This is a genomic window from Leptolyngbya sp. Heron Island J (genome assembly GCF_000482245.1).
Taxonomy (GTDB): Bacteria; Cyanobacteriota; Cyanobacteriia; order Phormidesmidales; family Phormidesmidaceae; genus Leptothoe.
Map to the genome: position 1 here is coordinate 1 of NZ_AWNH01000069.1, position 26,787 is coordinate 26,787.

At 47.6% G+C, this 26,787-nt stretch carries 25 protein-coding genes and 1 tRNA gene; 14 read left to right on the top strand and 12 right to left on the bottom strand.

All coding sequences use genetic code 11. The features are described from left to right. Positions 1-394: 394 nt before the first annotated feature. From N836_RS58350 to N836_RS58360, 3 genes are all read right to left on the bottom strand, one after another. A tRNA-Thr gene (locus N836_RS58350) sits at positions 395-467 on the bottom strand. A 129-nt stretch (positions 468-596) separates the two neighbouring features. Next, positions 597-1,244 carry a response regulator transcription factor gene (locus N836_RS58355; protein ID WP_023074095.1) on the bottom strand — a complete coding sequence of 216 codons (648 nt, stop codon included), beginning with the start codon at positions 1,242-1,244 and terminating at the stop codon, positions 597-599. 338 nt (positions 1,245-1,582) lie between these two features. Then, positions 1,583-1,966, bottom strand: coding sequence for a (2Fe-2S) ferredoxin domain-containing protein (locus tag N836_RS58360; RefSeq protein ID WP_023074096.1), 384 nt, complete (start codon positions 1,964-1,966; stop codon positions 1,583-1,585). A gap of 36 nt (positions 1,967-2,002) precedes the next feature. On the opposite strand from N836_RS58360, the gene N836_RS58365 reads away from it, so the two are divergent. Further along, positions 2,003-2,791: an SAM hydrolase/SAM-dependent halogenase family protein gene (locus tag N836_RS58365; RefSeq protein ID WP_023074097.1), complete on the top strand. Its 789-nt coding sequence runs from the start codon at positions 2,003-2,005 to the stop codon at positions 2,789-2,791. Here N836_RS58365 and N836_RS58370 read toward each other — a convergent pair. Continuing rightward, positions 2,769-3,053: a DUF6439 family protein gene (locus tag N836_RS58370; protein ID WP_023074098.1), complete on the bottom strand. Its 285-nt coding sequence runs from the start codon at positions 3,051-3,053 to the stop codon at positions 2,769-2,771. The genes N836_RS58365 and N836_RS58370 overlap by 23 nt on opposite strands. 125 nt (positions 3,054-3,178) lie before the next feature. Here N836_RS58370 and N836_RS58375 point away from each other — a divergent pair, with 125 nt between their 5' ends. From N836_RS58375 to N836_RS58390, 5 genes are all read left to right on the top strand, one after another. Continuing rightward, complete coding sequence (locus tag N836_RS58375) at positions 3,179-3,514, top strand: hypothetical protein (protein ID WP_023074099.1); 336 nt, start codon at positions 3,179-3,181, stop codon at positions 3,512-3,514. Positions 3,515-3,631: 117 nt separating this feature from the next. Continuing rightward, positions 3,632-5,023 carry an asparagine--tRNA ligase gene (asnS, locus tag N836_RS58380; RefSeq protein WP_023074100.1) on the top strand — a complete coding sequence of 464 codons (1,392 nt, stop codon included), beginning with the start codon at positions 3,632-3,634 and terminating at the stop codon, positions 5,021-5,023. Between the two features lie 332 nt (positions 5,024-5,355). Continuing rightward, complete coding sequence (locus N836_RS77095) at positions 5,356-5,529, top strand: hypothetical protein (protein ID WP_023074101.1); 174 nt, start codon at positions 5,356-5,358, stop codon at positions 5,527-5,529. A gap of 421 nt (positions 5,530-5,950) precedes the next feature. Continuing rightward, positions 5,951-6,316 (top strand): hypothetical protein, encoded by a 366-nt coding sequence (locus tag N836_RS77100; RefSeq protein WP_023074103.1) that lies wholly within the window; start codon positions 5,951-5,953, stop codon positions 6,314-6,316. A 329-nt stretch (positions 6,317-6,645) separates the two neighbouring features. Next, the gene (locus N836_RS58390; protein ID WP_023074104.1) at positions 6,646-6,837 is read left to right on the top strand and encodes an amino acid--tRNA ligase-related protein; all 192 of its coding nucleotides are present in this window, start codon (positions 6,646-6,648) and stop codon (positions 6,835-6,837) included. A gap of 187 nt (positions 6,838-7,024) precedes the next feature. Here the strand turns inward: N836_RS58390 and N836_RS0138620 are convergent, their stop codons facing one another. Beyond that, entirely contained in the window at positions 7,025-7,264 is a 240-nt protein-coding gene (locus tag N836_RS0138620; protein WP_031293302.1) for a hypothetical protein, read from the bottom strand. Positions 7,265-7,474: 210 nt separating this feature from the next. Here N836_RS0138620 and N836_RS58395 point away from each other — a divergent pair, with 210 nt between their 5' ends. Further along, positions 7,475-7,708: a helix-turn-helix transcriptional regulator gene (locus tag N836_RS58395; protein ID WP_031293303.1), complete on the top strand. Its 234-nt coding sequence runs from the start codon at positions 7,475-7,477 to the stop codon at positions 7,706-7,708. Between the two features lie 130 nt (positions 7,709-7,838). Here the strand turns inward: N836_RS58395 and N836_RS76620 are convergent, their stop codons facing one another. Next, complete coding sequence (locus tag N836_RS76620) at positions 7,839-8,003, bottom strand: hypothetical protein (RefSeq protein ID WP_023074107.1); 165 nt, start codon at positions 8,001-8,003, stop codon at positions 7,839-7,841. 312 nt (positions 8,004-8,315) lie between these two features. Between N836_RS76620 and N836_RS58400 the strand changes: the two genes are divergently transcribed. Further along, positions 8,316-11,261: an NACHT domain-containing protein gene (locus N836_RS58400; protein WP_161634995.1), complete on the top strand. Its 2,946-nt coding sequence runs from the start codon at positions 8,316-8,318 to the stop codon at positions 11,259-11,261. 39 nt (positions 11,262-11,300) lie between these two features. Here the strand turns inward: N836_RS58400 and N836_RS58405 are convergent, their stop codons facing one another. Next, positions 11,301-11,672, bottom strand: a complete 372-nt coding sequence (locus tag N836_RS58405) for a nucleotidyltransferase family protein (RefSeq protein WP_023074109.1) — start codon at positions 11,670-11,672, stop codon at positions 11,301-11,303. 355 nt (positions 11,673-12,027) lie between these two features. On the opposite strand from N836_RS58405, the gene N836_RS58410 reads away from it, so the two are divergent. The 4 genes from N836_RS58410 (at position 12,028) to uvrA (ending at position 18,489) form a co-directional block, all read left to right on the top strand. Continuing rightward, complete coding sequence (locus N836_RS58410; RefSeq protein ID WP_031293305.1) at positions 12,028-12,933, top strand: class I SAM-dependent methyltransferase; 906 nt, start codon at positions 12,028-12,030, stop codon at positions 12,931-12,933. Between the two features lie 277 nt (positions 12,934-13,210). Then, positions 13,211-14,458, top strand: a complete 1,248-nt coding sequence (gene codA, locus N836_RS58415) for a cytosine deaminase (RefSeq protein WP_023074111.1) — start codon at positions 13,211-13,213, stop codon at positions 14,456-14,458. 78 nt (positions 14,459-14,536) lie between these two features. After that, the gene (locus N836_RS58420; protein ID WP_023074112.1) at positions 14,537-15,097 is read left to right on the top strand and encodes a Uma2 family endonuclease; all 561 of its coding nucleotides are present in this window, start codon (positions 14,537-14,539) and stop codon (positions 15,095-15,097) included. 296 nt (positions 15,098-15,393) lie between these two features. Continuing rightward, positions 15,394-18,489, top strand: a complete 3,096-nt coding sequence (uvrA, locus tag N836_RS58425) for an excinuclease ABC subunit UvrA (protein ID WP_023074113.1) — start codon at positions 15,394-15,396, stop codon at positions 18,487-18,489. A gap of 314 nt (positions 18,490-18,803) precedes the next feature. Here uvrA and N836_RS77105 read toward each other — a convergent pair whose 3' ends face one another. Further along, the gene (locus tag N836_RS77105; RefSeq protein ID WP_023074114.1) at positions 18,804-19,019 is read right to left on the bottom strand and encodes a hypothetical protein; all 216 of its coding nucleotides are present in this window, start codon (positions 19,017-19,019) and stop codon (positions 18,804-18,806) included. A gap of 129 nt (positions 19,020-19,148) precedes the next feature. Next, positions 19,149-19,892 (bottom strand): DUF554 domain-containing protein, encoded by a 744-nt coding sequence (locus N836_RS58435; RefSeq protein WP_023074115.1) that lies wholly within the window; start codon positions 19,890-19,892, stop codon positions 19,149-19,151. Positions 19,893-20,040: 148 nt separating this feature from the next. On the opposite strand from N836_RS58435, the gene N836_RS58440 reads away from it, so the two are divergent. Continuing rightward, positions 20,041-21,000 (top strand): DUF362 domain-containing protein, encoded by a 960-nt coding sequence (locus tag N836_RS58440; protein ID WP_023074116.1) that lies wholly within the window; start codon positions 20,041-20,043, stop codon positions 20,998-21,000. Positions 21,001-21,077: 77 nt separating this feature from the next. Here the strand turns inward: N836_RS58440 and N836_RS58445 are convergent, their stop codons facing one another. The 3 genes from N836_RS58445 to rimI all read right to left on the bottom strand — a co-directional run bounded on the left by N836_RS58445 (position 21,078) and on the right by rimI (position 25,132). Beyond that, positions 21,078-21,491, bottom strand: coding sequence for a hypothetical protein (locus tag N836_RS58445; protein WP_023074117.1), 414 nt, complete (start codon positions 21,489-21,491; stop codon positions 21,078-21,080). A 301-nt stretch (positions 21,492-21,792) separates the two neighbouring features. Then, positions 21,793-24,261: an ATP-dependent Clp protease ATP-binding subunit gene (locus N836_RS58450; protein ID WP_023074118.1), complete on the bottom strand. Its 2,469-nt coding sequence runs from the start codon at positions 24,259-24,261 to the stop codon at positions 21,793-21,795. A 313-nt stretch (positions 24,262-24,574) separates the two neighbouring features. After that, positions 24,575-25,132, bottom strand: coding sequence for a ribosomal protein S18-alanine N-acetyltransferase (gene rimI, locus N836_RS58455; RefSeq protein WP_023074119.1), 558 nt, complete (start codon positions 25,130-25,132; stop codon positions 24,575-24,577). A gap of 127 nt (positions 25,133-25,259) precedes the next feature. On the opposite strand from rimI, the gene lysA reads away from it, so the two are divergent. Beyond that, on the top strand, positions 25,260-26,651 hold the full coding sequence (gene lysA, locus N836_RS58460) for a diaminopimelate decarboxylase (protein ID WP_023074121.1): 1,392 nt from the start codon (positions 25,260-25,262) through the stop codon (positions 26,649-26,651). The last annotated feature ends 136 nt before the right edge of the window (positions 26,652-26,787 follow it).

Sequence of the window (26,787 nt, forward strand, 5' to 3'; positions counted from 1 at the left end):
GCTGACTTTAGATCAACCGGTCAAATGATGCTTATCTGGAGTAAATACAATAGACTTGTTGCGATATAAGGATCTGACAGACCTGCAACCTTTGTCAGATAAAGGTTGCAGGCTATTTTGCGTTACAAAACCCAAATCCATTGACACGAAAGGACTTGAGCCATTTTGTCTATCTATTTCGCAACAGCTCTAATGGCTAAATCCCTTTGTAAGATTTATATCTGTACTAATGTCTGTGCTAGTTTCTGCATTAATCCCACTGAAACCTCTGGTATCAATGGGTTTTTAGCGCTTAATTTATTTCGAAAATCAAGTAAAAGTAGCCACTAAAATTTTAGATCTGACCAAAATATAGAACGCTAAAACCCTTTACAGATAGGGCTTTCATAAAAAAAGCTGGTGATCCGACTCGAACGGACGACCGGCTGATTACAAATCAGCTGCTCTACCAACTGAGCTACACCAGCGAAGCTCTAGCATTATAGCGAAGTTTGTACCTTTAAACAAACAGTGATCAAAGTTCCGTCTGATGACGCAAGACAGGGACGGTCCACGGCAAATAACCTTGCCCTGTCTTGCATATATTAATGGCAGTGCTAAGCCTTGTTGTTTTCCATGGCCCAGCGAGCAAGCTCAGTACGGTTGTGGAGGCCGGTTTTACCTAGCATATTGCTGACGTGGCTTTCGATTGTGCGCTGGCTGACTTTCAGTTCTTCCGCAATTTCGCGATTGGCCATGCCTCGGGCTACAAACTGTACCACCTTCAGTTCTGTGGGGGTGAGTTCCACATCAAAAGGTACCTGAATCGTAGGAGCGCCACTGCCAGATTTGGTCTGGTGATGAATCAGACGAGATGCCTGTTTGAGGGAAGATTCTACCTGAGCTACTAGCTCTTCTGGCTCAAATGGCTTTACCATATAGACATCTGCGCCGGTTGTTAGACCCTTAACGCGATCTTGACTTTGTCCCTTGGCGGATAAGAATAAAATGGGAATCCAGCTTTTGCCTGGGTCCTGGCGAACTTTTTCAACAAAAGCGTAGCCGTCCATTTCAGGCATCATCACATCGCAGATGATCATATCGGGGACGAGGCCACCCAACACATCAAGGGCTTCGCGACCGTTGCCTGCTGTGACGACTTGATAACCGCGAAACTCTAGGTAATCTCTTACTAATAGGATGAGGTTCGGATCATCATCTATTAGTAAAAGCTTCTTTTGATCGCCAGCTGTAGTTTCTTTCATGCCGTGTACTTGTGTTACTCGAAGTTTATGGGAATAAAATGCGAGGAAATAGGTTCAAAACGTATTAGATTATTGCCAGTTATTGTCTGGCATGGAAGTGCGTTAGGGCTTGTAGCCCAGTTATTTGCTTGTATATACCTCTGTTGATGATACTGTACGGACTATAGTCAATCAGGGTTATTTTATTAAGCCCAGTTAAATTTATAGCAAGGTTGTACATAATTAAACTTTGCTGTTTGTTGGGTAGGATGCAGCGAGTGCTCTGGTACCAACTGCTTGACCCTGAAGTTCAAATCAATTGTTCCCAATCAATCAATAGAATCACGGATTGGGTGGTACTAATTTGCAGCTGGTAGCGGTTTTTTAAGGAAGGCGTAATCTTCGACTACCTGATTGTTGAGCAGATGCTCCTGAATAATGCGTTCTATGACTTCTGGGGTGACGCTGTGGTACCAAACACCGTCAGGGTAGATGACTAAAATGGGGCCTTGTTGACAGACCTGTAGACAGTTCGCTTTGGTGCGAAAGATACAGTTAGGTCGTTGCTCAGTAGGCTTGTCTAACTGCAATTCTTTCAATCTTTTTTTGAGATAGTTCCAGCTATCAATACTGCTGGCCTTATCACAGCATTTGGGTTTGGTCTGGTCAGCGCATATAAAGATGTGACGCTCAATGGCATTGAGTGCTAAGGCGTCTACACAGTGTGATAAGGAGTTACTCATTGGGAAAAACGTATCACTTTGGGGGGGCAGAGCCCTATGGGCGTGATCACATTGTTAACGGACTTTGGTCACAAAGATAGCTATGTCGGTGTGATCAAGGGGGTGATAGCTGGTATCAGTCCTCAAAGTCGGGTGATCGATTTATGTCATGGGATTCAACCTCAGGCTATCTTAGCGGCTCGGTTTAATTTGTTGACGAGCTATCAATATTTTCCTGAAGGGACGATACATGTGGTGGTGGTTGATCCAGGAGTGGGTACACAGCGGACTGCTGTTGTGGTGCAGATGACTTTGCCGACTGGACAGCAGATGATTGTGGCTCCGGACAATGGTATCCTCACGGGTTTTCCTGTCGTGGCTGCGGTAGCGCTGACGAATGCTAACTATTGGCGTGTCCCTCAGCCGAGTCATACTTTCCATGGTCGCGATATTTTTGCATCCGTCGCTGCTCACTTGGCAAATGGGGTGTCTATGGATCAGCTGGGTAAGCGATTATTGGTGACTGACTTGGTGAGTCTGCCGATTAGTGATGCGATCGCAACCGATCGAGGTTATCGCGGCAGCATTCAATATATTGATCACTTTGGCAACTTAATAACGACTATTCCAGGGGAGATCCTGGCCAAGCAACCCTGGAATGTTCGAGTTGGTTGTGATCTGGCTCCGTCCTACATGACCTATGGCGACACGCAACCAGGGGCTTTGCTGGCGCTAATTGGCAGCCATGGCTACGTTGAAATTGCCATCAATAGCGGTAGTGCTGCCAAGATGTTAGCCGGGCAGGTGGGGGATGGCGTCGAGCTTATTTACGCTCCCCGTGGGTAGGACAAGGGGGGGCTTTAATGCTGCGGTTGAGCCAACCAACGGCTTGCTCTAATCGGGGTAGGGCTTCTTCGGGGCTATCGTTGAGCAAATAAACTAGAGCGGCGGCCACCTGTTCTTTGGCCCGTATGCGACGATCCGAATTTAGCCGATGCCAATCCATCGGGCCAATGGCTAGTTGGTTCGCCAGGGCTTGGGCTAGTGCTAATGGCTCTGCTGTTTGTAGATCGATGGGTTGCTGGTCGGATAGCGTTGTCTTGCTCATGGTTGGTTTGATCAGAATCTAGAATGGTGGGTGCTACCTGTTCTGCCGTGGGCCATAGAACCCTATAAGGGTTTATTCCTCGGAACCTCTCCTGTACTTTAAGTCTATATCTACCGACCTGTGTTATGAAATCGTCTTTGCCTCTGACTGAGCAAGACCTTCTTGATTTTGCGATCGCTCTAGAAGAAACCTCCAAAGATTTTCAAGCCCTGGGCGAACGCTATACCGAAGTGCGTGAAGCGTTTTCTCAACGCGCTGAGGTCCAGGCAAAACTGACTCAGGGGCATTTACCCAGAGCTGAGCTCACCCGTTTGCAAAAGCAGATTGAAACGCTGGAGGCAACGCTGGAGAACCAGCTAATGTCCTGGAATAACCTGAAGGAGCCGTTTTGGCAGGTGCTCCGGTTTGTCGGGTTGGGCCTAGTGCTGGGGTGGTTTTTGCGAGGATGGTTTGGTGGATAGGGACGTTGCCTGCAATGTCTGTACATCCAGAATAGGTGGCAGAGGATGATATATGTCAGCAAAGGGGGCGGCCTGCGTTACCTTAGATAGAGTCATTTTTGGGCATAGATATCGGTAATGGCCACCCAGCGTATTAAGCACATCCTGAAATCTGGCAACCCTGGTGATGTTGTCACTATCCAAGGTTGGGTTCGTACTAAGCGTGATTCTAAAAAGCTGAGCTTTTTGGATATTAATGATGGGTCGTCCATGACGGGACTGCAGGTGATTGTCGATGCGGGCCTGGATGGCTATGAAGAGTCGATGAAGCAGATTACCACAGGCGCTTCGGTCACGATCAGCGGCACCCTGGCAGAGTCGCCGGGTAAAGGGCAGCGGGTAGAGCTACAGGCGAGCACTCTTGAGGTGGTGGGTGAGTCGGATGCGGAAACCTATCCATTACAAAAGAAGCGGCATTCGTTTGAGTTTTTGCGAGGGTTGGGGCATTTGCGATCGCGCACCAACACCCTCGGCGCTGTTTTCCGGGTGCGTAATGCCTGTGCCAATGCCATCCACGAATTTTTCCAAAGCCGCGAGTTTCTCTGGATTCACACGCCTATCCTCACGGCCAGCGACTGCGAAGGGGCAGGCGAAATGTTTACCGTCACCAGCATGAACCTGGACAAACTGCCCAAGGGGGATGACGGTAAAGTCGACTATGGCCAAGACTTTTTTGGCAAGCCCACCTATTTGACGGTGAGTGGTCAGCTAGAAGCTGAGATTATGGCCATGGCCTTTAGCAATGTCTATACCTTTGGCCCCACCTTCCGGGCTGAGAACTCCAATACTTCTCGCCACCTGGCCGAGTTTTGGATGATGGAGCCCGAGATGGCCTTCTGCGATCTAGAAGGCAATATGGACCTGGCAGAAGAGTTTCTTAAGTTTGTCTTCAAGCGAGTCTTAGAAGACTGTGCCGATGATATGGAATTCTTCAACAAGCGGATTGATCAAACCGTATTGGAAACAGCCGACAATATCATCAGTAATGAGTTTGAGCGGATTACCTACACTGACGCCATCAAGCTATTAGAAAAGTGCGACAAGACGTTTGAATACCCGGTTTCCTGGGGCTTAGACATGCAGTCTGAGCATGAACGCTACCTGGCGGAAGAGTATTTCAAGAAGCCGGTAATCGTGACGGACTATCCCACCGAGATTAAGGCGTTTTATATGCGTCTGAATGATGGTGGCAAAACTGTTGCTGCGATGGATGTGTTGGCTCCGCGCATTGGTGAGATTATTGGTGGTTCCCAGCGGGAAGAGCGATTGGATGTGTTAGAAGCGCGGATTGCTGAGGCTGGATTACCTAAAGAAGATTACTGGTGGTATCTGGATTTACGCCGTTATGGGACAGTACCCCATGCGGGGTTTGGCCTAGGGTTTGAACGGCTGGTGCAGTTTATGACGGGCATGACGAATATTCGTGATGTGATTCCGTTTCCCCGGACACCAGACAACGTGGAGTTTTAGTTGCCGGAACCAGCCCGAGCCACCCGGTTGCTTTCAAATTCAGAATGTTGGCGGCATTAGGATGCCTAGAAACTGGGTAGCTGTCGGGCAGCTCATGACTTTCATGGAAAATTGTTGCCAAATAGAGCGACAAATATAAACTGTTATTGAGAGATATTTAAGCTAAGTTAAGCAATTTGGCTAAAAGTATTAGTGTGCCTGAACTTGTAGCCTTTGGGTAAAAGTTAAACGATATAACATCAATGTGAAAATGAAAACATTACCCTCACGGGTGATGTGGCTCTCTTAGGTGAAAAATACGATCTTTGTATTCACTATTTGAGGTTTTTGTCATGACTGTTGCAACTAGCACTACAACTAATGGTGCTGTAAAAGACTACGCATACTATGACAAATATTACAATCATGCTTGCGAAGTCTGTGTTCCCATTGTTCTGAAGACGCCCATCTATATCGAACCCATTGTGATTGAAAAGGAACCTAAGTGTTTAGAGAAGAAGTATTAAGCCGATTTGAGCTCAGCCTAATGCTGGCTTAATACCTTGAACTACTCTCCAGTTCCTGGCAGATTACAAATTTTTTAAGCGTTGCTGATCCGAACTATGGATTTCCTCTAAGAGGTACGGATATATGGCACTTCTAACGGATCGGTTCATGCTTTAAATCAGCAACGGCTTTTTTGAAGGTAGGTGATAAACATGACTACAACAACTGAAACTATGACACTCGATGCTGCCACTTATGACAAGTACTACAAACGTGCCTGTGAGGTGTGCGCACCGATCAAACTGCAGGTCCCCGTTTACGTCGTTCCTGTTGTAATCGAGAAGAAGCCAGAGTGCCTTAACAAAGGCTATAAATAATGTTCTCTTGTCCCCCTGCCCCCTGGCGGGGGAATGTAGCTATATCGTTAAACGGGTAAAGATTATGAGTGCCCCCTTAGATTTTGATCGCTATCCCCATGGATGCGAAATAGTTATCCCTATCGTTTTGAAAATCCCGATTTACATTGAGCCCATTGTTATAGAGAGAACAGCGATATGCCATAGGGATCCCCAATCTGAAGTAGCCAGTCTTAAAAGCCAGCTGTCAGAGACTGAACCAGTTATGTTGGCCAAGGATGTACAGACTGTTGCCAATCTTAACATGAATGTTTTGCATGATTTCTCGTTTGCCCATTCGTGGCAATTGTTTGTTCAGTCTGTTGTTGCTGTTTTGCGTTCTTTTATGCACGCGATTCAAGATCTGTTTGAGGAAGGCATGTCAGGTCGAGAGAGATTTTTGCAGCAATAGAGGATATCTCTCTATTAGAGAAGCCTGGTTTCTACGCAAAGCCGGGACTTTGGCGATCAGGAACATATAGAAACTGTAAGTTGGTTTGGATGGGCTAAAGTGTAGGAGGCGATTTCATTACCATTTTGTGTGGATAGCTTTGAGTAGAATCGCAAAGATCTAATTCAACTGATTCGGACCTTCCCCGGTGCCTGGCTGCGGGAATTTTAATAGTTCGTTTGTCAGATAGTTTGAGCGCTAGGTATGATCATCGTTGATACTGACGTTTGGCTTGCCTTAGCAAATCGAGAAGATGCCTCCCATGTGATGGTGGCAAAACTGTCGCAGCAATGGATGGGTTGGCTCCACGCATTGGGGAGATTATCGGTGACTCGCAGCGGGAAGAGCGGTTAGATGTATTGGAAGCCTGCATTGCTGAGGCTGAATTACCTAAAGAAGATTACTGGTGGTATCTGGATCTGCGTCGCTATGGGACAGTGCCCCATGCGGGGTTTGGTTTAGGGTTTGAACGGCTGGTGTAGTTTATGACGGGCATGACGAATATTCGCGATGTGATTCCGTTTCCTCACACGCCGGACAACGTCGAGTTTTAGCCGCTCTAGAACCCCGGTTTCTGATTTTTCGTATCCTGAAGCTTTTGCCAATCACAGAAACCGGGGTTCTGCGGCTAGCTTTTTGAGGCGGAAACCGGGGGCTGGGCTGGTGTTCTTAAAGACGAATCCATTTTTTGAGGACGCGCATGGGTTTGCCGCTTTTGGGGTCGATTTGGGGTTTGCTCCAGGCTCCGGCTTCGGCGAAGCCCAGGCGATGGAGGATTTGGATGATGATGCCCATGCTGGGGGTGGAGCCGATAATGGTGATCAGCACGGGTTCACGGGTGGGTTGAGAGGGTGGAGTGCTGGTGGCTGGCGGGAGTTCGGTTTCGGTGTTGGGGATGAATTCTTGCATGGGGATTAGAATTTTTGACACAAAAATCTGAGCGATGCGTAGCGCAAGTGCATCGCGGGATGAGAAACTGAATTTGCAAATTTCTAGACAGCGCCAACAATAACGCCTTTCCAGGGCGCTTTGCTGTACAAACTGTCTGGTGAACTCAATTTTAAATATAGGTCGTTCGTGAAAATTATACAAGCGACTTATATAATTTTCTTTGATCGAATGACTGAATCTTCGCCTTCTCAAGAATCTGCCTTAAAGCGTCGGCGTGAAGAGCTGAGACTGACGCAGCGGGATGTAGCGGTTGGAGTGGATGTGTCAGTGCAGACGGTCAGTAATTGGGAAACGGGGCGGTATAAGGAGGCGAAGTTGACGTTGCCGCAGGTGAAGGCGTTATGTCGGGTGTTGCAATGGTCGATTGAGGAGTTGCCGGATGAGTTGGGGCCGGTGGAGTGAGTCGGGCTATCTCCTTTGGAGACGCTGCGCGAACGACTTCGCTCACCCCTCGGGTATTGACTCTGTGTAAGGGCTTGTTTTTCCTTTGTCTTATGCGTTATGTGCTTTGGCTAGGTGAGCGGAGCCGAACCTAGCTTTCGAGACGTTTTTCGATGGCGCTGATTAGCTCTGTGAATCCTGATTCAGTATGGATCTCAGGCGTAAGCGTATTCATGTCTCTGAGGGTTTCCTTGAGTTCGGCGATGGTGGCGCGGATGCGGATATAGAGGTCTCTGGATTTACGGAAACCTTGCATGTTGGCACCACTAATGAACGTATTACATTGCAAACCTTACTTCATACAATTGAAGTGTGTGAAGCTTGTGCATATTCCCCAAAGAAAAATTCCTGAGAACTTATGCAAAGTAATATACTTCCACCCAGACAGAGATTTTTGGCATTTATGGGACTATGCTTTTTGATCAGCATTACCTCTCTGTTTGGGGCACTTCGATGGGGGCTAATAGGAGGATTGTTGTCTCCATTACCTCTTTTAGCATTAGCCTTTACCTTGCGATGGGTATTTTTCCCTCGCTTTTCAGGACGCACACGGGTACAGTTGACCAGTTTGGCAGCACTGTGTCTACCTGCAACACTCTACGTACCATCTAATCCAATTACTTTATTTCTTATTGAGTGGTTTTCGCAGACTTTTCAGCTGGAGACCAATCTAGAAGTTGTGTGGGTGGTAGTTGGAACTCAAGTTTGCATTACTTCAGGCGTAATTCTTTTGAATCAGATTTGGTCACAGGTAGACGTAAGCCAGCCTCAGGAAAATCCTGAGAATAATGGAGCTTTGCAGGCATCTAATCAAGACTATGAGAACAGTCTTGACCGATATTGTACCCCTCTAATTCGTTTTCTAGATAGATACGATGATGACGTTAACTGGAGTGATCGCGACTTAACACCATTAGAGGCAGAAGTAGAAACTGAGCAGAGTGGCCGTTTTGGCTCAAGAATGGTGCCAGATTTAGTCTCAGCTATTCGGCAAGATAGACGTTCCGAAGTCTTTGTTGTTTTAGGTGATCCAGGGTCTGGTAAAAGTGTTTCTCTTCGTCGGTTAGTTCGTGTTTTATGTGATCAAGCATCGAGAACGGGTGTAGTGCCCGTATATATCAATTTGCGTGAATGGGCATTTGAATTTGGTGAAGTTACTTCAGAGTCGTTAGTTGAGTTTGTCAAAGAGAAGGCATATTCCCAGACTGGAAGAGATGGTAGGGCATTTATTGATACCTGGTATGAGCCTTTTAGAAAAAGCGGTCGGCTATTCTTTATAGTTGACTCTTTTGATGAGTTGCCGTCAATTTTAGATTGCGATGATAAAAGTGACTTACATCGAAAAATATCAGCTGCGTTTGATCAGTTCTTTACTCAAGAAATATACTCTTGCCGTGCTGTTATTGCTTCAAGGCATTTTCGCGCTCCTGCAGGGGTCAAAGGTACTCGGCTTGTTATTCAACCCTTCAAAGAGACTCAGATTCGTAAGGCAATGAAGCAGTGGCTTGTAGGGAAGGGAATAGATACAAACAAATATGTCAAAGATTTATTTAGACAACGGCCTCAGCTCGTACCACTTTTGCGAAACCCTTTTACGGCTGAGTTAATCGCCGAATATGCTAGATCGGGTCATGGGAACAATTTACCAGACAACATGTTTATTGTGTTCGACCACTACATCACAACGCGATTAGAAGGCGATCGCTCTACGCTTCGTCGCTATGGTACGTCTCCAGAACAAGTGCGTAGTGCAGCAAATGTCATTGCCAAAAAGATGTATGAGGATAATAATGCTGGACTAGAAGTTGATGTTATTTGCATTGATGGCTATCTAAATTGTCCAGAATCATCAGCCATTATCGAGGCACTAAAATATAGTCGTATTGCTCGTGTGGGCGGATATAATCAGCAACGATTTTCTTTTGTACATAGGCGATTTGCCGAGTTCTTTGTTGCAAGTGCTATCCAAGAAGGAGACTTGACTGCGAATTTAGAGTCAATCCCAACAGATTCTAGATGGCGAGATTGCTTAGTGATGTATTGTGGAGTTGCCTCGTTATTTGAATGTCAAAGAGTTATAGATTTTTGCTGGGAGCAGATTAGTCGATATCGTCAGGACTTTGTTAGTGGGGATATAGGAAAGAGTCGTCCTGCCATTCACTGTCTCAGATTTCTCAATGATGCATACCGTGGAGATATTCAAGCACTGCAAAATATTCAAGATAGATTAGAGGATTTTATACTTAAAATCTTCGAAGAGCCTAATGTTTGTAAAGACCCACTGGGAAAAAGAATTCATAAAGATCTACTGGTGACTAAGATTGGTGTGGAGTCCATTCAGTTAATGATTGGAGAAAAACAGCAATCGGCTATATCAGAAGCATTCTTAGCCGATAGTAAGTGGATATCTGAAACAGCTTTAGGTTCTTGTCGGCATATTGCAAAATTGCCTCAACCTGTTCTTACTCAAATAAGAGGTTATATTCGCGCTATTCCATTCTTAGAAAAAATCAAAAAAATTAATGAGCTTGATTTTTTGTTTAGTACTGTTGATAGCTTTGAATCACAAAGATATTCATTATGGACAGATGTCATCTATTCAGGTTTTCTAAATTTATATATACTAGGCATTCTGATATACAATTTGATTACAGTCCCTCTTTATTTAGTATATCTTTTCGGTTGGACATTAATCCTTTTTAGCACGAGTTATATTTTTTTCGGTGGTATAGATGAAATTTTTTGGGATAAAGAAGTCATAAATACTTCGCCAACAGAAAAAATCGAGATAATTCTATCAAGAGTAGGGTTTCGTTTATTAGTTGTAATTCCTCTTTTATTACCATTGTTAGCTAGAAATATAGATTTATGGCATGGTATTCCGTTATTTTTATTGATATTTGCAGGCTTTTTCCTATGTTTTGGTTGGGAAGAATTAATAGACTTTGGCAAAGATACTCTTGGGTTTATTTCCTTTAAGTGGCTATTCAACATGCCTAAAAAAATAACCCGAAAAAAACCGCAGGAAAAATATTACTTTCACATCTTTAGTATGAAAGTAGGAGTTGGTGAAGCTTGTGCTTTTTGGTTTTTAGGTATGATGACGTTTTTTTACTTTATGAAACTGATTAATCAACTGATTCCAGAAGGGATTCTGCAATGGATAGAAAGTGCTTTGGAAATCTTAACGGAATGGATAATGGTAGCCGGGTTAGTTACCTTTTGCTTATTTTTGTTGGTTCGTAAGCTAAGGAGGTTTTGGAATTTATTCTTGGACTATAGAGTAATAAATCAACAAGGCTGGCCAAGTATGATTTCGTGTGATTCACTATATCAATTCTGCTTGTCTTTTCGCACTCAGCAAGCTGCAAAGTATTATTTGAATACTATTCGTAAGCTCAGAATTCCTTTGACTGGTGAAGTTATCGAGCCACCCTTGGAACTAACTTTAGATATGGGTCTTGATGAAGAACTAGGAAAGCTGAGAGAGCAATGGTATGGCTTATCGGCCTAAGGCTTTAAGTTCTGTCTGCTAGATGAAGATAGTTTCCGGTCATGCATTGATGCCTTCTGTTTCAATGACCTCTAGTAAGCTAGGACGACAGGATTTAACATCGACAACATCCACACTAAACGCCTCATCAAACTCAGCAGCAGCAGTAGCCGCTAAAAAATACTGATTAGCAGGCATTCCCCAAACCGCTAGATCAATATCTGAGGTCATCGAAAAGTACTCTAGCTTGATAGCCGAACCAAAAACCTGAACCTTCTCAGCCTTATACTCCTCTCGCAGTAACTTTGCCAATTTAGGAATCAACTCCCAAGCCTGCTCCCATCGTGCCTTAATTTCTGGCGTGATAGATCGCTGAGGCAGTGAAAACTGCTTCCACTCTTCTGGGCTCAGTTCTAAGGCTGTCTTTGCCATTAATCTCAATAACAGAGGTCTTAGAAACCATAATAGTCGATGCTTCAAAGGTGGTTGCCAGCGACTCCTGAGCGGAGTCGAAGGGGAGCACTGGGTGGGATGTGGCTTCGACTTCGCTCAGCCAGCGAGAAGTGCAAGCTTATGTCTACTGTTTGTTTGAGCCCGGAAAAGAATGATGGCCCAAGATTACGTCTGCATTGCTCCCGTCAGACTTTGCCTGTTCGAACTACCGTTCGGACAAGGTTTAATGCCTGATATGTGGACCGTAGCCTGGTCTCAGGATAGTATGCCGGTAGGAGAATTAATTTTTCAGTCGACCTAATAAATGTCAGGCATTGTAGGACGGATAGGGGGTATGAATCGAGCACAGAAAATATTACGGCACATAGACAAAGATGGCTACGGTGTTGAAATTGGCCCTAGTCACAATCCTATTGCTTCAAAAAAGAATAGATATAAAGTACATATTATTGACCATATGAGCCGTGAACAGCTCATCAAAAAGTACAAAAATCATGGAGTAAATCTCGATAAAATAGAGGAAGTTGATTTTGTCTGGAAGGGTGAGAGCTATACAGAACTTACTGGCAAAGCTAAATATTATGACTGGGTGATTGCTTCCCATGTGATTGAGCATGTACCAGATTTAATTAGTTTTCTCAATGATTGCGATGCCATTTTAAAAGATGACGGAGTTTTGTCTCTAGCCATACCAGATAAAAGATATTGTTTTGACCACTACAGACCCATTAGTAGCATCTCAAAAGTTATAGATAGCCACTTGCAAAAGCGTACTAATCACACTCCAGGAACGGTAGCTGATTATTATTTAAATGTTGTTCATAGGTCAGGGAAAATAGCGTGGGATGTACACGCAGAGGGCAAATATGGCTTTATGCATGCTTCAGAAAATATTCTTCAGAAAATGAACTCAGTTATCCATGAAAATGCTTATTTTGATCTTCATGCTTGGTGCTTTGTTCCCCATTCTTTTAGATTAATCATTTACGATCTTTTTTGCCTTGGTTTTATTCCTTTTAAGGAGGTTGATTTTTTTCGAACTGATGGATGTGAATTTTATATAACCCTGGGCAAGAAAGGGCAATTTCCTAGCAAGTCGCGATTGGAAATGCTAGAGACTATAGAATCTGAGCTTAAAAATAGTAAAAGTATAAAGCAGCAACTTTCTACACCGATTTTTAGAGGTTTAGATGTTGCCAGAAAACTGAAAAGAGCTGCCATATCCTATCTCAGGGATTAGTTTGGATGTAGTTGCATAGAGTTACTGCAGAACAGATAAGTTGATAGCCGAAAGTAAACACCTCTAATAGCGCTGGTTTCGACGCCGCTCAACCAGCTAACTTTCAGGAAATGAGGGTTGCTTGGATGCGATTAGTCTTGGATTTTGACCCTTAGACGGGGGAATGCTGCCTCGCCGAACGTAAGATCTGTACCCAATGTGCGTTTAAGCACGGAAAAGGGTGATGGCCTAAAGGTATGTCTGCATTACTCCCATCAGACTTGTCTCCGTCCGATTCATGACGCCTACACTTATCCTCAGAAACTGTACCCTTGCCAATGGCCCAGCTGACATCGCCATTGAAAACTCAACCATTATCGCCATTGAACCCCATCTGGCCATAACCGCCCCCACGGAAATCGACTGCGCAGGCAATCTGGTCAGCCCGCCCTTTGTCGAATCCCACATTCACCTAGACTCAGCCCTCACCGCTGGACAACCCCGCCACAACCAAAGCGGTACCCTGTTTGAAGGTATCGAAATCTGGCGCGATCGCAAACAAACCCTCACCCTTGACGACGTCAAACACCGTGCTACTGAGGCCCTCAAACTAATGGCCAGCCAGGGCACCCTCTTCGTCCGCACCCACGCCGACGTTAGTGAAGCCAGCCTTACCGCCTTGCAAGGCCTGCTCGAAGTCCGCGACGCCGTTAAAGACTGGATTACTGTCCAAGTTGTCGCCTTCCCCCAGGACGGCATTTATGGCGGCCCCAAAAACAACGACTTGATCGAAGAAGCCATCAAACAAGGAGCTGATGCCGTCGGCGGCATTCCCCACTACGAACTCACCCGCGAAGACGGGGTCAGGTCCGTCCATCGCATCTTTGAACTAGCTGAGAAATACAACCGCCTGATCGATATCCACTGTGACGAGATTGACGACGACCAATCCCGCTTTCTCGAAATTGTCTCTGCCTGCGCGTTGCGAACGAGCCTAAAAGAACAAGTCACCGCCAGCCACACCACTGCCTTTGGTTCCTACAACGATGCCTATGCCTTCAAACTCATGGGCTTCCTCAAACGTTCTGAGATTAACTTTATTGCCAACCCGCTGATTAACATTACTCTCCAGGGCCGCACCGATACCTACCCTAAACGCCGTGGTCTCACCCGCGTTAAAGAACTGTGGCAAGCTGGTCTGAATGTCAGTCTGGGCAACGACTGTATCCAAGATCCCTGGTACGGTCTTGGCACTGGCAATATGCTTGATGTTGTTGCTATGGCTGTTCATGTTTGCCAAATGACTGGCCTCAAAGAACTTGACGCTTGCTACGACATGGCAACAGGTTACGGTGCTCGCACGCTCAACCTGCAAGACTCCTACGGTATAGAGGTGGGCAAACCTGCCAACCTGATTGTGTTGGACTGCACTAGCCAGTACGAAGCTATCCGCCGTCGTCCCATTGTCAGCTACGTGATTTCTCGTGGGCAAGTGCTGATAGAGACAACCACGCCTGAGATTAAGTGGCAGCGAGGGGTAGGGTGACCGTAGGAACGTTCCATGGAACGCCCCTGCGTGCCTAGCGTTTATGATTGAAGTACCTCATTCTCTGGAGACGGGTCGATGACAGCCGCCAATAAAGTTAGTTGGACGGTAGATGATTTAGAGGGGTTGCCTGAAACTAGCGATCGCTTTGAAATTATTGATGGAGATCTGCATGTGACAAGGGCACCCCATTGGAAACATCAAAGTGTTGCAGGCAGAATTCATGCTCAACTATTGAATTGGTCTATCCAGTCAGGACTGGGGGAACCTGTAATGACTCCAGGGATCATTTTTTCACCCAGTGATGCCGTTATTCCAGATGTTGTCTGGGCTAGTAATGATTGCATAGAAGCTCTACTGGACGATGCAGGCCATTTAACAGGAGCACCGGAACTGGTGATTGAGGTCCTGTCTAAATCGCAAAAAGATAAGGAGCGAGATAGAAAGTCAAAGCTCAAGCTTTATTCGGTCGAAGGGGTCCAAGAATATTGGATCTTTGATCGCGAACAGCAAATAATCGAGGTCTTCCGTCGCGAAGATGGCATCTTGGTTAAAGCTCTGACTCTCTACGCTCAAGACGCGCTAACCAGCCCTTTATTGCCTGATTTTAGCTGCGGAGTTGCCGCTTTATTTGCCTAGTGCGATCGCAACCGTCGGACTACGCTGCTAGCTCACCCTGAAAGCCTCACTAGAACTTGCCCAAGGCAATGTCTTTACAGCTTGCACCCATTGGCCGTTGGTGCTAATCCCTATCCCTCACCATTGCCATCCCTATGGATAGACGTCCCAGGTAACGTCTTACCGCCATTTGCCATCTCCATCACCGCATGATTAAACTCTATGACTTACCATAAAGAAATGTTTATCCCATACTAGTACTGATTTATCAGTCTGGTTATGATTTAGCTGCCCGAGCTGTAACCTCATTTGCCCCCATGCCCCAGTCAAAGACTTCTAAATCGGCCACACGCAAGTCAAGCGGTAATGGTAAGGCCGCCAGTAACGGCAAGGTCAATGGCAAGGCGACTAAGCTGACGAACTTATCCGATGATCTCATCCGCATTCGGGGTGCCCGTCAGCACAACCTCAAGAATATCGATCTGGACCTGCCCCGCAATCGGATGATTGTGTTTACTGGGGTTTCGGGTTCCGGCAAGTCCTCTCTAGCGTTTGATACGATTTTTGCTGAGGGCCAGCGTCGCTATGTAGAATCCCTGAGTGCTTATGCCCGGCAGTTTTTGGGACAGGTGGATAAGCCGGATGTGGATTCGATTGAGGGACTGAGTCCGGCGATCTCCATTGATCAGAAGTCCACCTCCCACAACCCGCGTTCTACGGTGGGGACGGTAACGGAAATCTATGACTACCTGCGATTGCTCTATGGTCGGGCGGGGCAGCCCCACTGTCCCCATTGCGATCGCTCCATTGCGCCCCAGGCCATTGACCAAATGCTGGACCAGGTGATGGCCCTACCTGACCGCACCCGGTTTCAGATTTTGGCTCCGGTGGTGCGGGGTAAAAAGGGAACCCATGCCAAACTGTTGTCTGGATTAGCAGCAGAAGGATTTGTGCGAGTCCGGATCGATGGTGAAATTCGCGACCTGAGCGACAACATTGAGCTATCTAAAAATAAGACCCACGATATTGAAGTGGTGGTGGATCGCCTGGTCAAGAAAGACGATATTCAAGAGCGGCTGGCGGATTCGTTAGCTACCTGTCTCAAGCGGGCTGAGGGGATTGCAGTTATCGACATCTTGCCTAGTGGCAAGGCAAAAGAACAAGCCGCTGATCACAAAAAGGCGGATGTGGTGCCGATCAATGCAAAAAGTGGTGGTAAGGGTAAGGCCGATCTGCCGATGGTGGCAGAGCCAGAGGGAGACTATGGGACTGAACTGCCATCGGAGTTGGTCTTTTCTGAGAATTTTGCTTGCCCCGAACATGGAGCGGTGATGGATGAGCTGTCGCCGCGTTTATTTTCGTTTAATTCGCCCTATGGAGCCTGCCCTGACTGTCATGGTTTAGGCAGCCATCGACGGTTTACGGCAGACTTGGTGGTGCCTGACCCGAGTTTGCCAGTGTATGCTGCGATCGCACCCTGGTCTGACAAAGACAATACCTACTATTTCTCTCTTCTCTATAGCGTTGGCCAGGCCTACGGGTTTGAAATTCAATCCACCTGGTCCAGCCTTACTGACGAACAGCGCGACATTATTCTCCATGGGTCTCCTGACAAAATCTACATCGAAACCGACTCTCGCTATCGTGATAAAAAGGGCTACCACCGCAAGTATGACGGTGTTCTCCCCATCCTTGACCGCCAGTATCGCGAGAGCACCTCTGACCTTTACAAACAAAAGCTCGAAAAATATCTGATCGATCAGGTGTGTGAAACCTGTAACGGGGCGCGTCTACGGCCAGAATCTCTGGCGGTCAAAATGGGATCCTACAATATTCTGGACTTTACCAGTGTTTCTATCCGCGACTGTCTGTACAACATTGAAGATTTAATGGGTGAGCACGGAGGAGAACCCCTTCTGAGTAAAAAACAGCTGGCTATTGGTGAGCTAGTGCTCAAGGAGATTAAAGCCCGTCTGACGTTTTTACTGGATGTCGGTTTAGACTATCTCACTCTGGATCGGACTGCCATGACACTGTCTGGTGGAGAAGCTCAGCGTATCCGACTGGCTACCCAGATTGGTGCTGGCTTGACGGGTGTGCTCTACGTTCTCGACGAACCCAGTATCGGTTTACATCAGCGTGATAACGAGCGCCTGCTAAAGACGTTGAGTCGTTTGCGGAGCTTAGGCAACACTCTCATTGTGGTAGAGCATGACGAAGATACCATTCGAGCCTCTGATTATATTGTGGATATTGGCCCCAAGGCTGGTGTACATGGCGGTGATATTGTCGTTCAAGGCGATCTAAAGGCTCTATTAAAGAGTAAAGAATCCATGACCGGGGCCTATCTTTCCGGTCGAGAGAGTATCAATACACCAGCTGAACGGCGACCTGGTAATAATCGCAAGCTACAAATTCGAAATGCCCATCGCAACAACCTGGAGCATATTGACGTTGATATTCCCTTGGGTAAGTTTGTCTGTATTACTGGGGTATCTGGCTCCGGTAAGTCGACGCTAGTTAATGAGCTACTTTATCCGGCACTTCAGCATAACTTTGGTAGTAAAGTGCCGGAACCGAATCAAATGGAGCCGATTAAAGGTCTTAAAGCTTTAGATAAGGCAATTGTGATTGACCAGTCGCCCATTGGTCGGACACCCCGCTCAAATCCGGCGACCTATACAGGTGTGTTCGACGTTATCCGTGATTTGTTTGCAGAAACAATTGAGGCTAAAGCCCGAGGCTATAAGCGTGGGCAATTCTCTTTTAATGTGAAGGGCGGTCGCTGTGAAGCCTGTGGTGGTCAGGGTGTGAACGTGATTGCTATGAACTTTTTGCCCGATGTGTATGTACAATGCGAAGTGTGCAAAGGAGCACGCTACAATCGTGAGACTTTGCAGGTGAAGTACAAAGGAAAGACAATCTCCGATGTACTGAATATGACGGCTGAAGAAGCCCTAAAATTCTTTGAAAATATCCACAAGGCGGCCACGAGATTGCAAACCATGGTGGATGTTGGTCTGGGCTATATTCGTTTAGGACAAACAGCCCCGACGCTCTCCGGAGGTGAAGCCCAGCGGATGAAGTTAGCATCTGAGCTGGCTCGTCGTTCCACAGGCAAGACCATGTATTTGATTGATGAACCGACTACTGGTCTGTCTTTCTACGATGTCCACAAACTGCTAGATGTGGTGCAGCGTTTGGTGGACAAAGGCAATTCTGTTGTGATGATTGAACACAATCTGGATGTGATCCGCTGCTGTGATTGGATTATTGACCTGGGTCCTGAAGGGGGCGATCGCGGGGGGCAAATTATCGCTGAGGGCACGCCTGAGGAAGTGGCCCAGGTGGAAAATTCTTACACAGGACATTATTTGAAACATGTGTTAGAACAACATCCACCCAAAGGATAATGGCCTCGGCCCATGAAACGTAGGTTGGGTTGAACTCAGCCTATATCTCCCTAATCTAACGAGAACCTTGATTAACCCAACATTGCCAATCGCCAACGCTCAAAATTAAGCCGTATTGCTGGGGGTTGGAATTGTTGGGTTTGCGAGGGTTTAGGTTAAACCCATAGGGGTTGGTGTGGTTTCAACCCAACCTACATATTTGTCGAGAACCTTGATTACCCCAACATTGCCAACCACGAACGCTGGGGGGTAAATTTTTTGGATTTGTGAGGGGTTTGGTTAAACCCATAAGGATAGCAACCTGATGCTTGATGCTAGGCGGCTGACTCGCTAGAGGTTTCGCTATCGGTAGGAATCTGACCTTCTAGTTCATTAATGGCAGCATTGATGGCCGCTAGATGAACCTGCATGCGATCGCGAGTCGTCTTGAGCCACTGCAGCCTCATTTTTTGACAGTCGGCATAGAACTTAGCGAAATCATCAGCCGTACATTTACTAGAGCTAGAGGACTTACAAAATGGAAAAAACATGATGGCGGGGTCAATGCAAAGGGGTACACCTATAGGCTAACAACTTTCGTAAAAAGATGCGGGTTGTGTGGTGTAGTTTCTGTACTCATTGGTATTATCGATCAACAGTCTGCTGTTGTTGTATAGCCGCTAACTACTCAAAACCTTACAGAGTGTATAAAGCAACGGTGTTAACAACAATGCAGGTAAAAACGACGCGACTCGAACTGTTGTTACTTTCAACAAGTTTAAGCCCAGGCCCAGAATAATCACTCCGCCCACACCGGTCACAAGCAAAATGCTAGGGGAAGAGGCCGGGTCGCCAATACCACTGGCTAACAACCCTGCTAATAATGACATGCCTCCCTGGTAAATCACCACTGGCAATACGGAAAAGCCGACACCAATGCCATAGCTGCCAGTCAGGGCAATCGAAACTAAGCCGTCCATTGTGCCTTTGATTACCAAGATGGTGCCATCACCGCTGAGGCCGTTGTTAAGACTGCCTAAAATTGTCATGGGGCCAATACAAAATAACAAACTAGCGGCAACAAATCCTTCGGTAAACTGACCGCTACCGCCAAACCTTGCTTTTAGTCCATCGCCAATAGCGATCAGCCGCTGTTCTATCTGCCACCATTCGCCGAGCAGACCGCCAGTGACTAACGCGACTAGACCGACGATGACGCCTGCGATCGCACCTGCATTGACCTCAGTTAACGGCTGCGCCATCTGCACGCCGATAAAGATGGTGATCAATCCCACTGCCTGGGTAATCACCTCCTGCATGGTCCGAGGTAAGCGGCCCCGTACCATCAGTCCACTAGCTGTCCCCAACAGCACCAGTACCACATTAATCCAGGTACCACTTGTCTTTGCCCACAGGCTTAGCATGACGTTTTTATCATCAACAATTGCAGCAGGAATATTATCCCTGGGGACACCCTACAACCTGCTGCCGGTCTTTTCTAGCCAGTTATTGCGCTTTAGAGTTTCCAGCCCCACAATGAATGATGATAATACTGCCTTTCTTTAGCATTCTATGGTTTTCGTTAGTCTGATTAAAGCCACGAGCTACGATGTCGAAGTGCTCGAACAGCAGCTTCGCAATCTACTGGCTCCCCTAGGCGGTATGGCAGCCTACGTTAAGCCAGGACAGCGAGTACTGCTCAAGCCTAATTTACTTACAGGTGCGCGTCCGACCAAAGAATGCACTACCCGATCCGAATTGATTTACTGCGTTGCCAAACTGGTTCAAGAAGTTGGTGGTAAACCATTTTTAGGAGATAGCCCAGCTTTTGGCAGTGCCCAGGGTGTTGCTAAAGCCAATGGTCTGCTGCAATGGGCACAGAAACTTAATTTACCGATCGTAGAACTCCATGGCAAACGCTATCAGCTAGACCAGCAAACTAGCAATTTTGATCACCTGTTGCTGTCTAAAGAGGCCATGGAAGCCGATGTCGTGATCAACCTGCCCAAGGTCAAATCCCATGTACAGCTAACGCTCACGTTGGGGGTTAAAAATCTCTTTGGTTGTGTGCCAGGCAAAATGAAGGCCTGGTGGCATATGGAAGCGGGCAAAGACTGCCAGCGATTTGCGCAAATGCTGGTAGAAACTGCTCAGGCTATTGACCCAGATCTAACCATTATGGATGGCATCATTGGCCATGAGGGGAATGGCCCCAGTGGTGGTGAACCTAAACAGCTGGGTGTGTTAGGAGCATCGCAGAATGTCTATGCCCTAGACCGCGCTATGGTAGACGTGCTGCAGGTAGAACCATCACAGGTCCCGACAGTAGCAGCATCGCAACGTCTTGGGTTGTGTCCCAATGATATTGAGTTTGTTCTACAGTCTCCTGCTGAACTTTGCATCGACAATTGGCAACTCCCTGAAACACTAATGCCCATTGATTTTGGGATGCCTCGGGTGATGAAATCCACCTTTAAGCACCTCTATATACGATTTATCAAAGAACCGATGGCTGCTTACGCCCAGCGCTAAAGTTGCCCAGTCGCTTTATACAGCAAGCGGGGGATGCAATCATTGCATCCCCCGCTCATTAGGATTGATTCAGTGAGTTAGAAACCAGTAGTGGTCTTTCGCATATCCTTAGCCATTGTCTTAAAGGTCGACATACTGGGACCTGGACGACGGCGACTTGCTTTAGCCACTGGAGTCGTGTAGTCAAAAGTAGGTTCTGGTTCTGGTTCTGGTTCTGGCGGTCGATTAGCCGCAGCTGCTAATGCTGTACGAATCAATTCAGTAGGATCTGAAATGGATGCAGCGGGCGCAGGCGCTGCGCTAGGCTGCTTACTTTCCACAGCTGGCTGTTGAGCCTCAGATTGCACAGCCGCTGGCTGTTGTGGCGCTGACTCTGGAGCGGCAGGAGCAGCGGGTGCTGGTGTGGCAGATGGTTCAGGAATTGCCGCGATTTCGTCTTCGGACAGTTCTAAATAGTATCCAGACTTTTTACCTAAAAGTTTGCCTAGCACTCTAACTATGCTCCTAATCAAACAGCAACATCGTTGCTAATCATGAACTAGCAACGTTCAGTAATAACTACACCGAAACTCATCGGTAATTGCAACCTTGCAGCACCGCAGGTAGAACCATTATCAAAGCTGATGCTTGTGGGACGCAAGGAAGCGTTAAACCTGTTTACAATAATTAACATAGTCGCTAATTTTAAGCAATATCTGTTGTTCAAATACCCAGGTTCACCCCATTAAAAATGGCTTTCTGGAACTACTCCAGAAAGCCATTTTTGAACTTAATTAGGATTAGATAATTGGCCTAATCAGCACCTTGGGTGAGCAGCTCTCGCTTTTCCTTCGATGCAATCACGACCTTGCCTTTCTCATCCACATCAACGATAGCGGTATCACCATCCTTCAAGCGACTAGATAGGATTTCCTCAGCTAAGGTGTCCTCTAGTAGACGCATAATGGCACGACGCAACGGTCGAGCACCGTAGCTGGGATTGTACCCTTCTTCCACCAGACGCTCTTTGAATTTATCGGTTACCTCCAGGCTAATTCCCTGTTCGGTTAACCGTCCAAAGACTTCCTTGAGCAGGATGTCGGAAATTTCCTTGACCTCAGGCTTGGTGAGCTGACGGAAGACAATAATCTCATCCAGGCGGTTCAAGAACTCAGGACGGAAGTACTGCTTGAGCTCTTCGTTCACCAATGAGCGAATGCGGTTGTATTGGGACTCGGCTGCGTCTTCCTCAAGTTCGAAGCCAAGACCGCCGCCACCTTTCTCAATCACCTTCGAACCGATGTTGGAAGTCAAAATCAGCAAGGTGTTCTTAAAGTCAACTGTCCGCCCTTTGGCATCGGTCAAACGGCCATCTTCTAAAATCTGCAACAGCATGTTGAAGACGTCGGGATGGGCCTTTTCGATCTCGTCAAAGAGGACAACAGTGTAAGGACGACGACGTACTGCTTCAGTTAGCTGACCACCTTCGCTATAGCCAACATAGCCCGGAGGTGAACCAATCAGTTTAGAAACTGTATGGCGCTCCATAAATTCGGACATGTCAAGGCGAATCATGGCTTCTTCAGAACCGAAGAAGTAAGCGGCTAATGCCTTGGTTAGCTCAGTCTTACCGACACCAGTAGGACCGGAGAATACAAAACTGGCAATGGGTCGGTTGGGGTTCTTGAGACCCACACGGGCTCGACGAATTGCTCGAGAAATAGCCTTGACTGCCTCGTCTTGACCGATGACCCGCTGGTGCAGCGTATCTTCCATATTGAGGAGCTTCTCAGACTCAGTCTCAGTGAGCTTGTTCACTGGTACGCCGGTCCAAGATGCCACGATATGGGCAATGTCTTCTTCGGTAACGACGGGAGATTCAGAGCTGCTGGCGTCATCCGTGCGCTTGCTTTGGGCAATGGCGCGGATTTCTGCTTTGATTTCCATCTCGCGATCGCGCAGTTCCCCAGCCTTATCAAAGTCCTGGGACCGTACGGCATTGTCCTTATCCTTAAGCACGCCACGCAGCTCACGATCCAATTCCTTCGCAGCCGGTGGCAGCTGGGAGTTGATCAACCGGACCCGAGAGCCAGCTTCGTCAATCAGGTCAATGGCTTTATCGGGAAGGAAACGGTCAGAAATATAACGGTCGGCTAGCTTAGCAGCAGCTTCCAAGGATTCGTCTAGAATCTTGAGCTTGTGGTGCTGCTCGTAGCGGTCCCGCAAACCGTGCAAAATTTCGATGGTTTCTTCAACGCTGGGCTCACCTACCATAACGGGCTGGAAACGACGCTCTAGGGCCGCATCCCGCTCGATATGCTTACGATACTCATCTAGGGTGGTTGCACCAATACACTGCAGTTCACCCCGAGCCAAGGCAGGCTTGAGGATATTAGCTGCGTCAATGGCCCCTTCCGCTGCACCCGCACCGATCAGCGTATGGACCTCGTCAATTACTAGAATGACATTCGCTGCAGAGCGAATCTCATCCATAATCTTTTTCAGACGCTCTTCAAATTCACCACGATACTTGGTACCAGCTACCAGGAGTCCGATATCTAGGGTGACGACCCGCTTCTCTTCGAGGATATCGGGCACGTCGCCATTGGCAATGCGCTGGGCTAGTCCTTCTGCGATCGCTGTTTTACCAACGCCGGGTTCACCAATCAAAACAGGATTGTTCTTGGTACGACGACCCAGAATTTGGATAACGCGCTCAATTTCTTTCTGACGGCCAACTACGGGGTCCAACTTACCCTCTGAGGCCATCTGGGTCAGATTGGACCCAAATTCGTCCAAAGTGGGGGTTTTGGTACGGCCTTGGCTACCGCCAGTGGAGACTTCAGCGGTTTCACCCAACATTCTAATTACCTGGGTGCGTACCTTGGATAGATCAACACCAAGATTTTCTAGTACTCGAGCTGCTACCCCTTCGCCTTCGCGAATTAGGCCAAGTAGCAAATGCTCAGTACCAATATAGTTGTGACCCAGCTGACGGGCCTCTTCCAGGGACAGCTCTAGCACCCGCTTAGCACGCGGTGTGAAGGGAATTTCTACGGCGACAAACCCGGAACCGCGACCGATAATCTTTTCGACCTCGATCCGAGCATCTTTGAGATTTACCCCCATGGACTTTAGAACTTTGGCGGCTACGCCGGTTCCTTCCCCGATGAGACCGAGAAGGATTTGCTCAGTACCCACAAAGTTGTGGCCCAATCGGCGGGCCTCTTCCTGGGCGAGCATGATCACCTTAATGGCTTTTTCTGTAAAGCGTTCAAACATGGCGGCTTTTCATCACCTGGCTTGTGCGGAGTTGCCATGATTCTAGCACAGCCGTTTTTGGTGAAACTGTGCCGGTATTCACGACTTGCAATGGCTTTAGCCACAAAAAAGATCTATTTAACAGAATAAGGACAGGCCAACTCTTGGCGTTAGGTGAGATTTGCCCTAGTCGCGCTAGCTACATTGGGTACCCATGACTACGGAGTTCACTAATCCAGATTTTGACCTGGCTAAGGGGGGCAAATGCTATGAATCTAGCTAATTTGACCTGTGATTGATCCGTAGCATCACACCCATGAACATTTGATACGTATTACTGAGTAATTGTTACATCGGGTAGCCATTGGTAATGATTTTGCTTGAAGGATACGGCGCATTCGCGTTGCAGATGTGTCAGGCAGTGTTGAAATTCCGGGGTTTGGAGCTGACTGCGCCATAGGATCAGTGCATTTTCACCGTCTTGGTAATAGCGCTTACGCTGTCCTGCTGTGCGAAAGCCAAATTTTTGGTATAGCTGCAGGGCCCGGTGATTAGAGGCCCGGACTTCCAGGGTCGCATGGGTTAATGAGCGCTGATGGGCCTGCTGCAATAGCTGAATCAGTAAAAGTTGCCCTAGGCGCTGCCGATGATAATCAGGATGGATGGCCAAGGTGGTGATGTGGGCTTCGTCCAAAATTGCCCATACACATCCCAGACCGATGACGTACTCATGGGCTAACAGTACCAGTAAATCACTGTTGGGGCTGTCAATTTCACGTCGATAGCCGGCTTCGGTCCAGAGACCGCCTAAGCAGATTTGGTCGAGATCGAGGACTGCGGGCAGTAGCTCATTGGTCAGAAGTTGGCAGGTTAGTGGTGTTGTTGTCGCCATGAGTGAGCCGGAACTGCAAAAAAAATCAATACTTTTTGAGAAAATCCCGAGGGTGATCGATGACGAATTGTACACTGTAAGCCTGGATTGGGCGATTGTGCCCGCTGACGACCTCTGACGAGTATTTATGGTTTCCACTCTGCCTTCTACAAATCAAATAGCTAATTCTAGCCTCCGTTATTTGGAGACTGAGGGGTCTGCCTCACCTAATCAGCGGCTTTTGCCTCTGAGCGCTCGAGTGAATCAGCATGACCATCTGGACGTTGGGGGCTGCGATGTGCTGGATTTGCTGCATGAGTTTGGTTCACCCCTCTATATCTTGGATGAAATGACTCTGCGGGCGGCCTGTCAGCAATATCGTCAGGCTTTTGCCCAGTATTATCCGGGGGATACTCTGGTGATGTATGCCTCAAAGGCTTGGAACTGTTTGGCGGTGTGTGCGATCTCTACCCAGGAAGGTCTGGCCATTGATGTCGTCTCAGGGGGCGAACTCCTCACGGCCCTCAAGGCCGGAGCCAGCCCCAACAACATTTACTTTCACGGTAATAACAAGTCCTACCGCGAACTCCACCAGGGAGTAGAGGCAGGTTGCCGGATCGTGGTCGATAACTGGCATGAACTTAAAACCCTGACCACCCTGACCAGTTCTGAAACTCCAGCAACGATACTGCTACGGCTAACACCGGGAATCGAATGCCACACCCACGAGTACATCAAGACCGGTCACATTGATAGCAAATTTGGGTTTGACCCTGACCAGCTAGAGGCCGTCTTTGCCTACGTAGCTCAACAGCCATCCCTAAACTGCATTGGTCTGCATGCCCACATTGGCTCTCAGATTTTTGAGCTGCAGCCCCATCGTGATCTATCCGGAGTATTGGTGCAGTGGATGGAAACTGCCAAACGCTACGGTTTGCCCATCAGCGAACTCGATGTCGGGGGTGGCCTAGGTATTCGTTATACTGAAACCGATGACCCACCGAGTATTACCGACTGGGCTCAGGTTGTCTGTGAGCACATGGTCACCGCCTGTCAGGCGGCCAATGTACCTCTACCCAGATTAATTTGCGAACCAGGGCGATCCCTCATTGGCACTGCCTGTGTCACGGCCTATACCGTCGGTGGCCAAAAGACCGTACCGGGTATTCGCGCTTATGCTGCTGTCGATGGTGGTATGTCGGACAATCCTCGACCGATCACCTATCAGTCGGTCTATCGAGTATTAGCGGCTAACAAAATGTCTGCCCCGCTGAGTGAAACCGTTACCTTGGCCGGAAAACACTGTGAGTCGGGCGATGTCATTATCCATGATGCTCAGCTACCGATACTGTCATCCGGTGATATTCTTGTTATCCCGGCGACGGGTGCCTACAACTACAGTATGGCCTCCAACTACAACCGTGTGCCTCGACCGGCTGCAGTACTGGTTCAAAACGGTCAAGCATCCTTAATACTGCAGCGAGAGACGGAGGCCGATCTCATGCGCTATGACCGGCTGCCTAGTTATCTGGCAGGGTAGGGCTGCGGCTATAGTGTCAATGGCGACCTACAAAACCGTTGCCTAGAATAGAAAGCTAAAGACACCAAAGCCCAGATACAGGTCATAGACCATCTTGGGTAGTCTTGAAATTAGCCAATTCTGTAGCATGCCCATG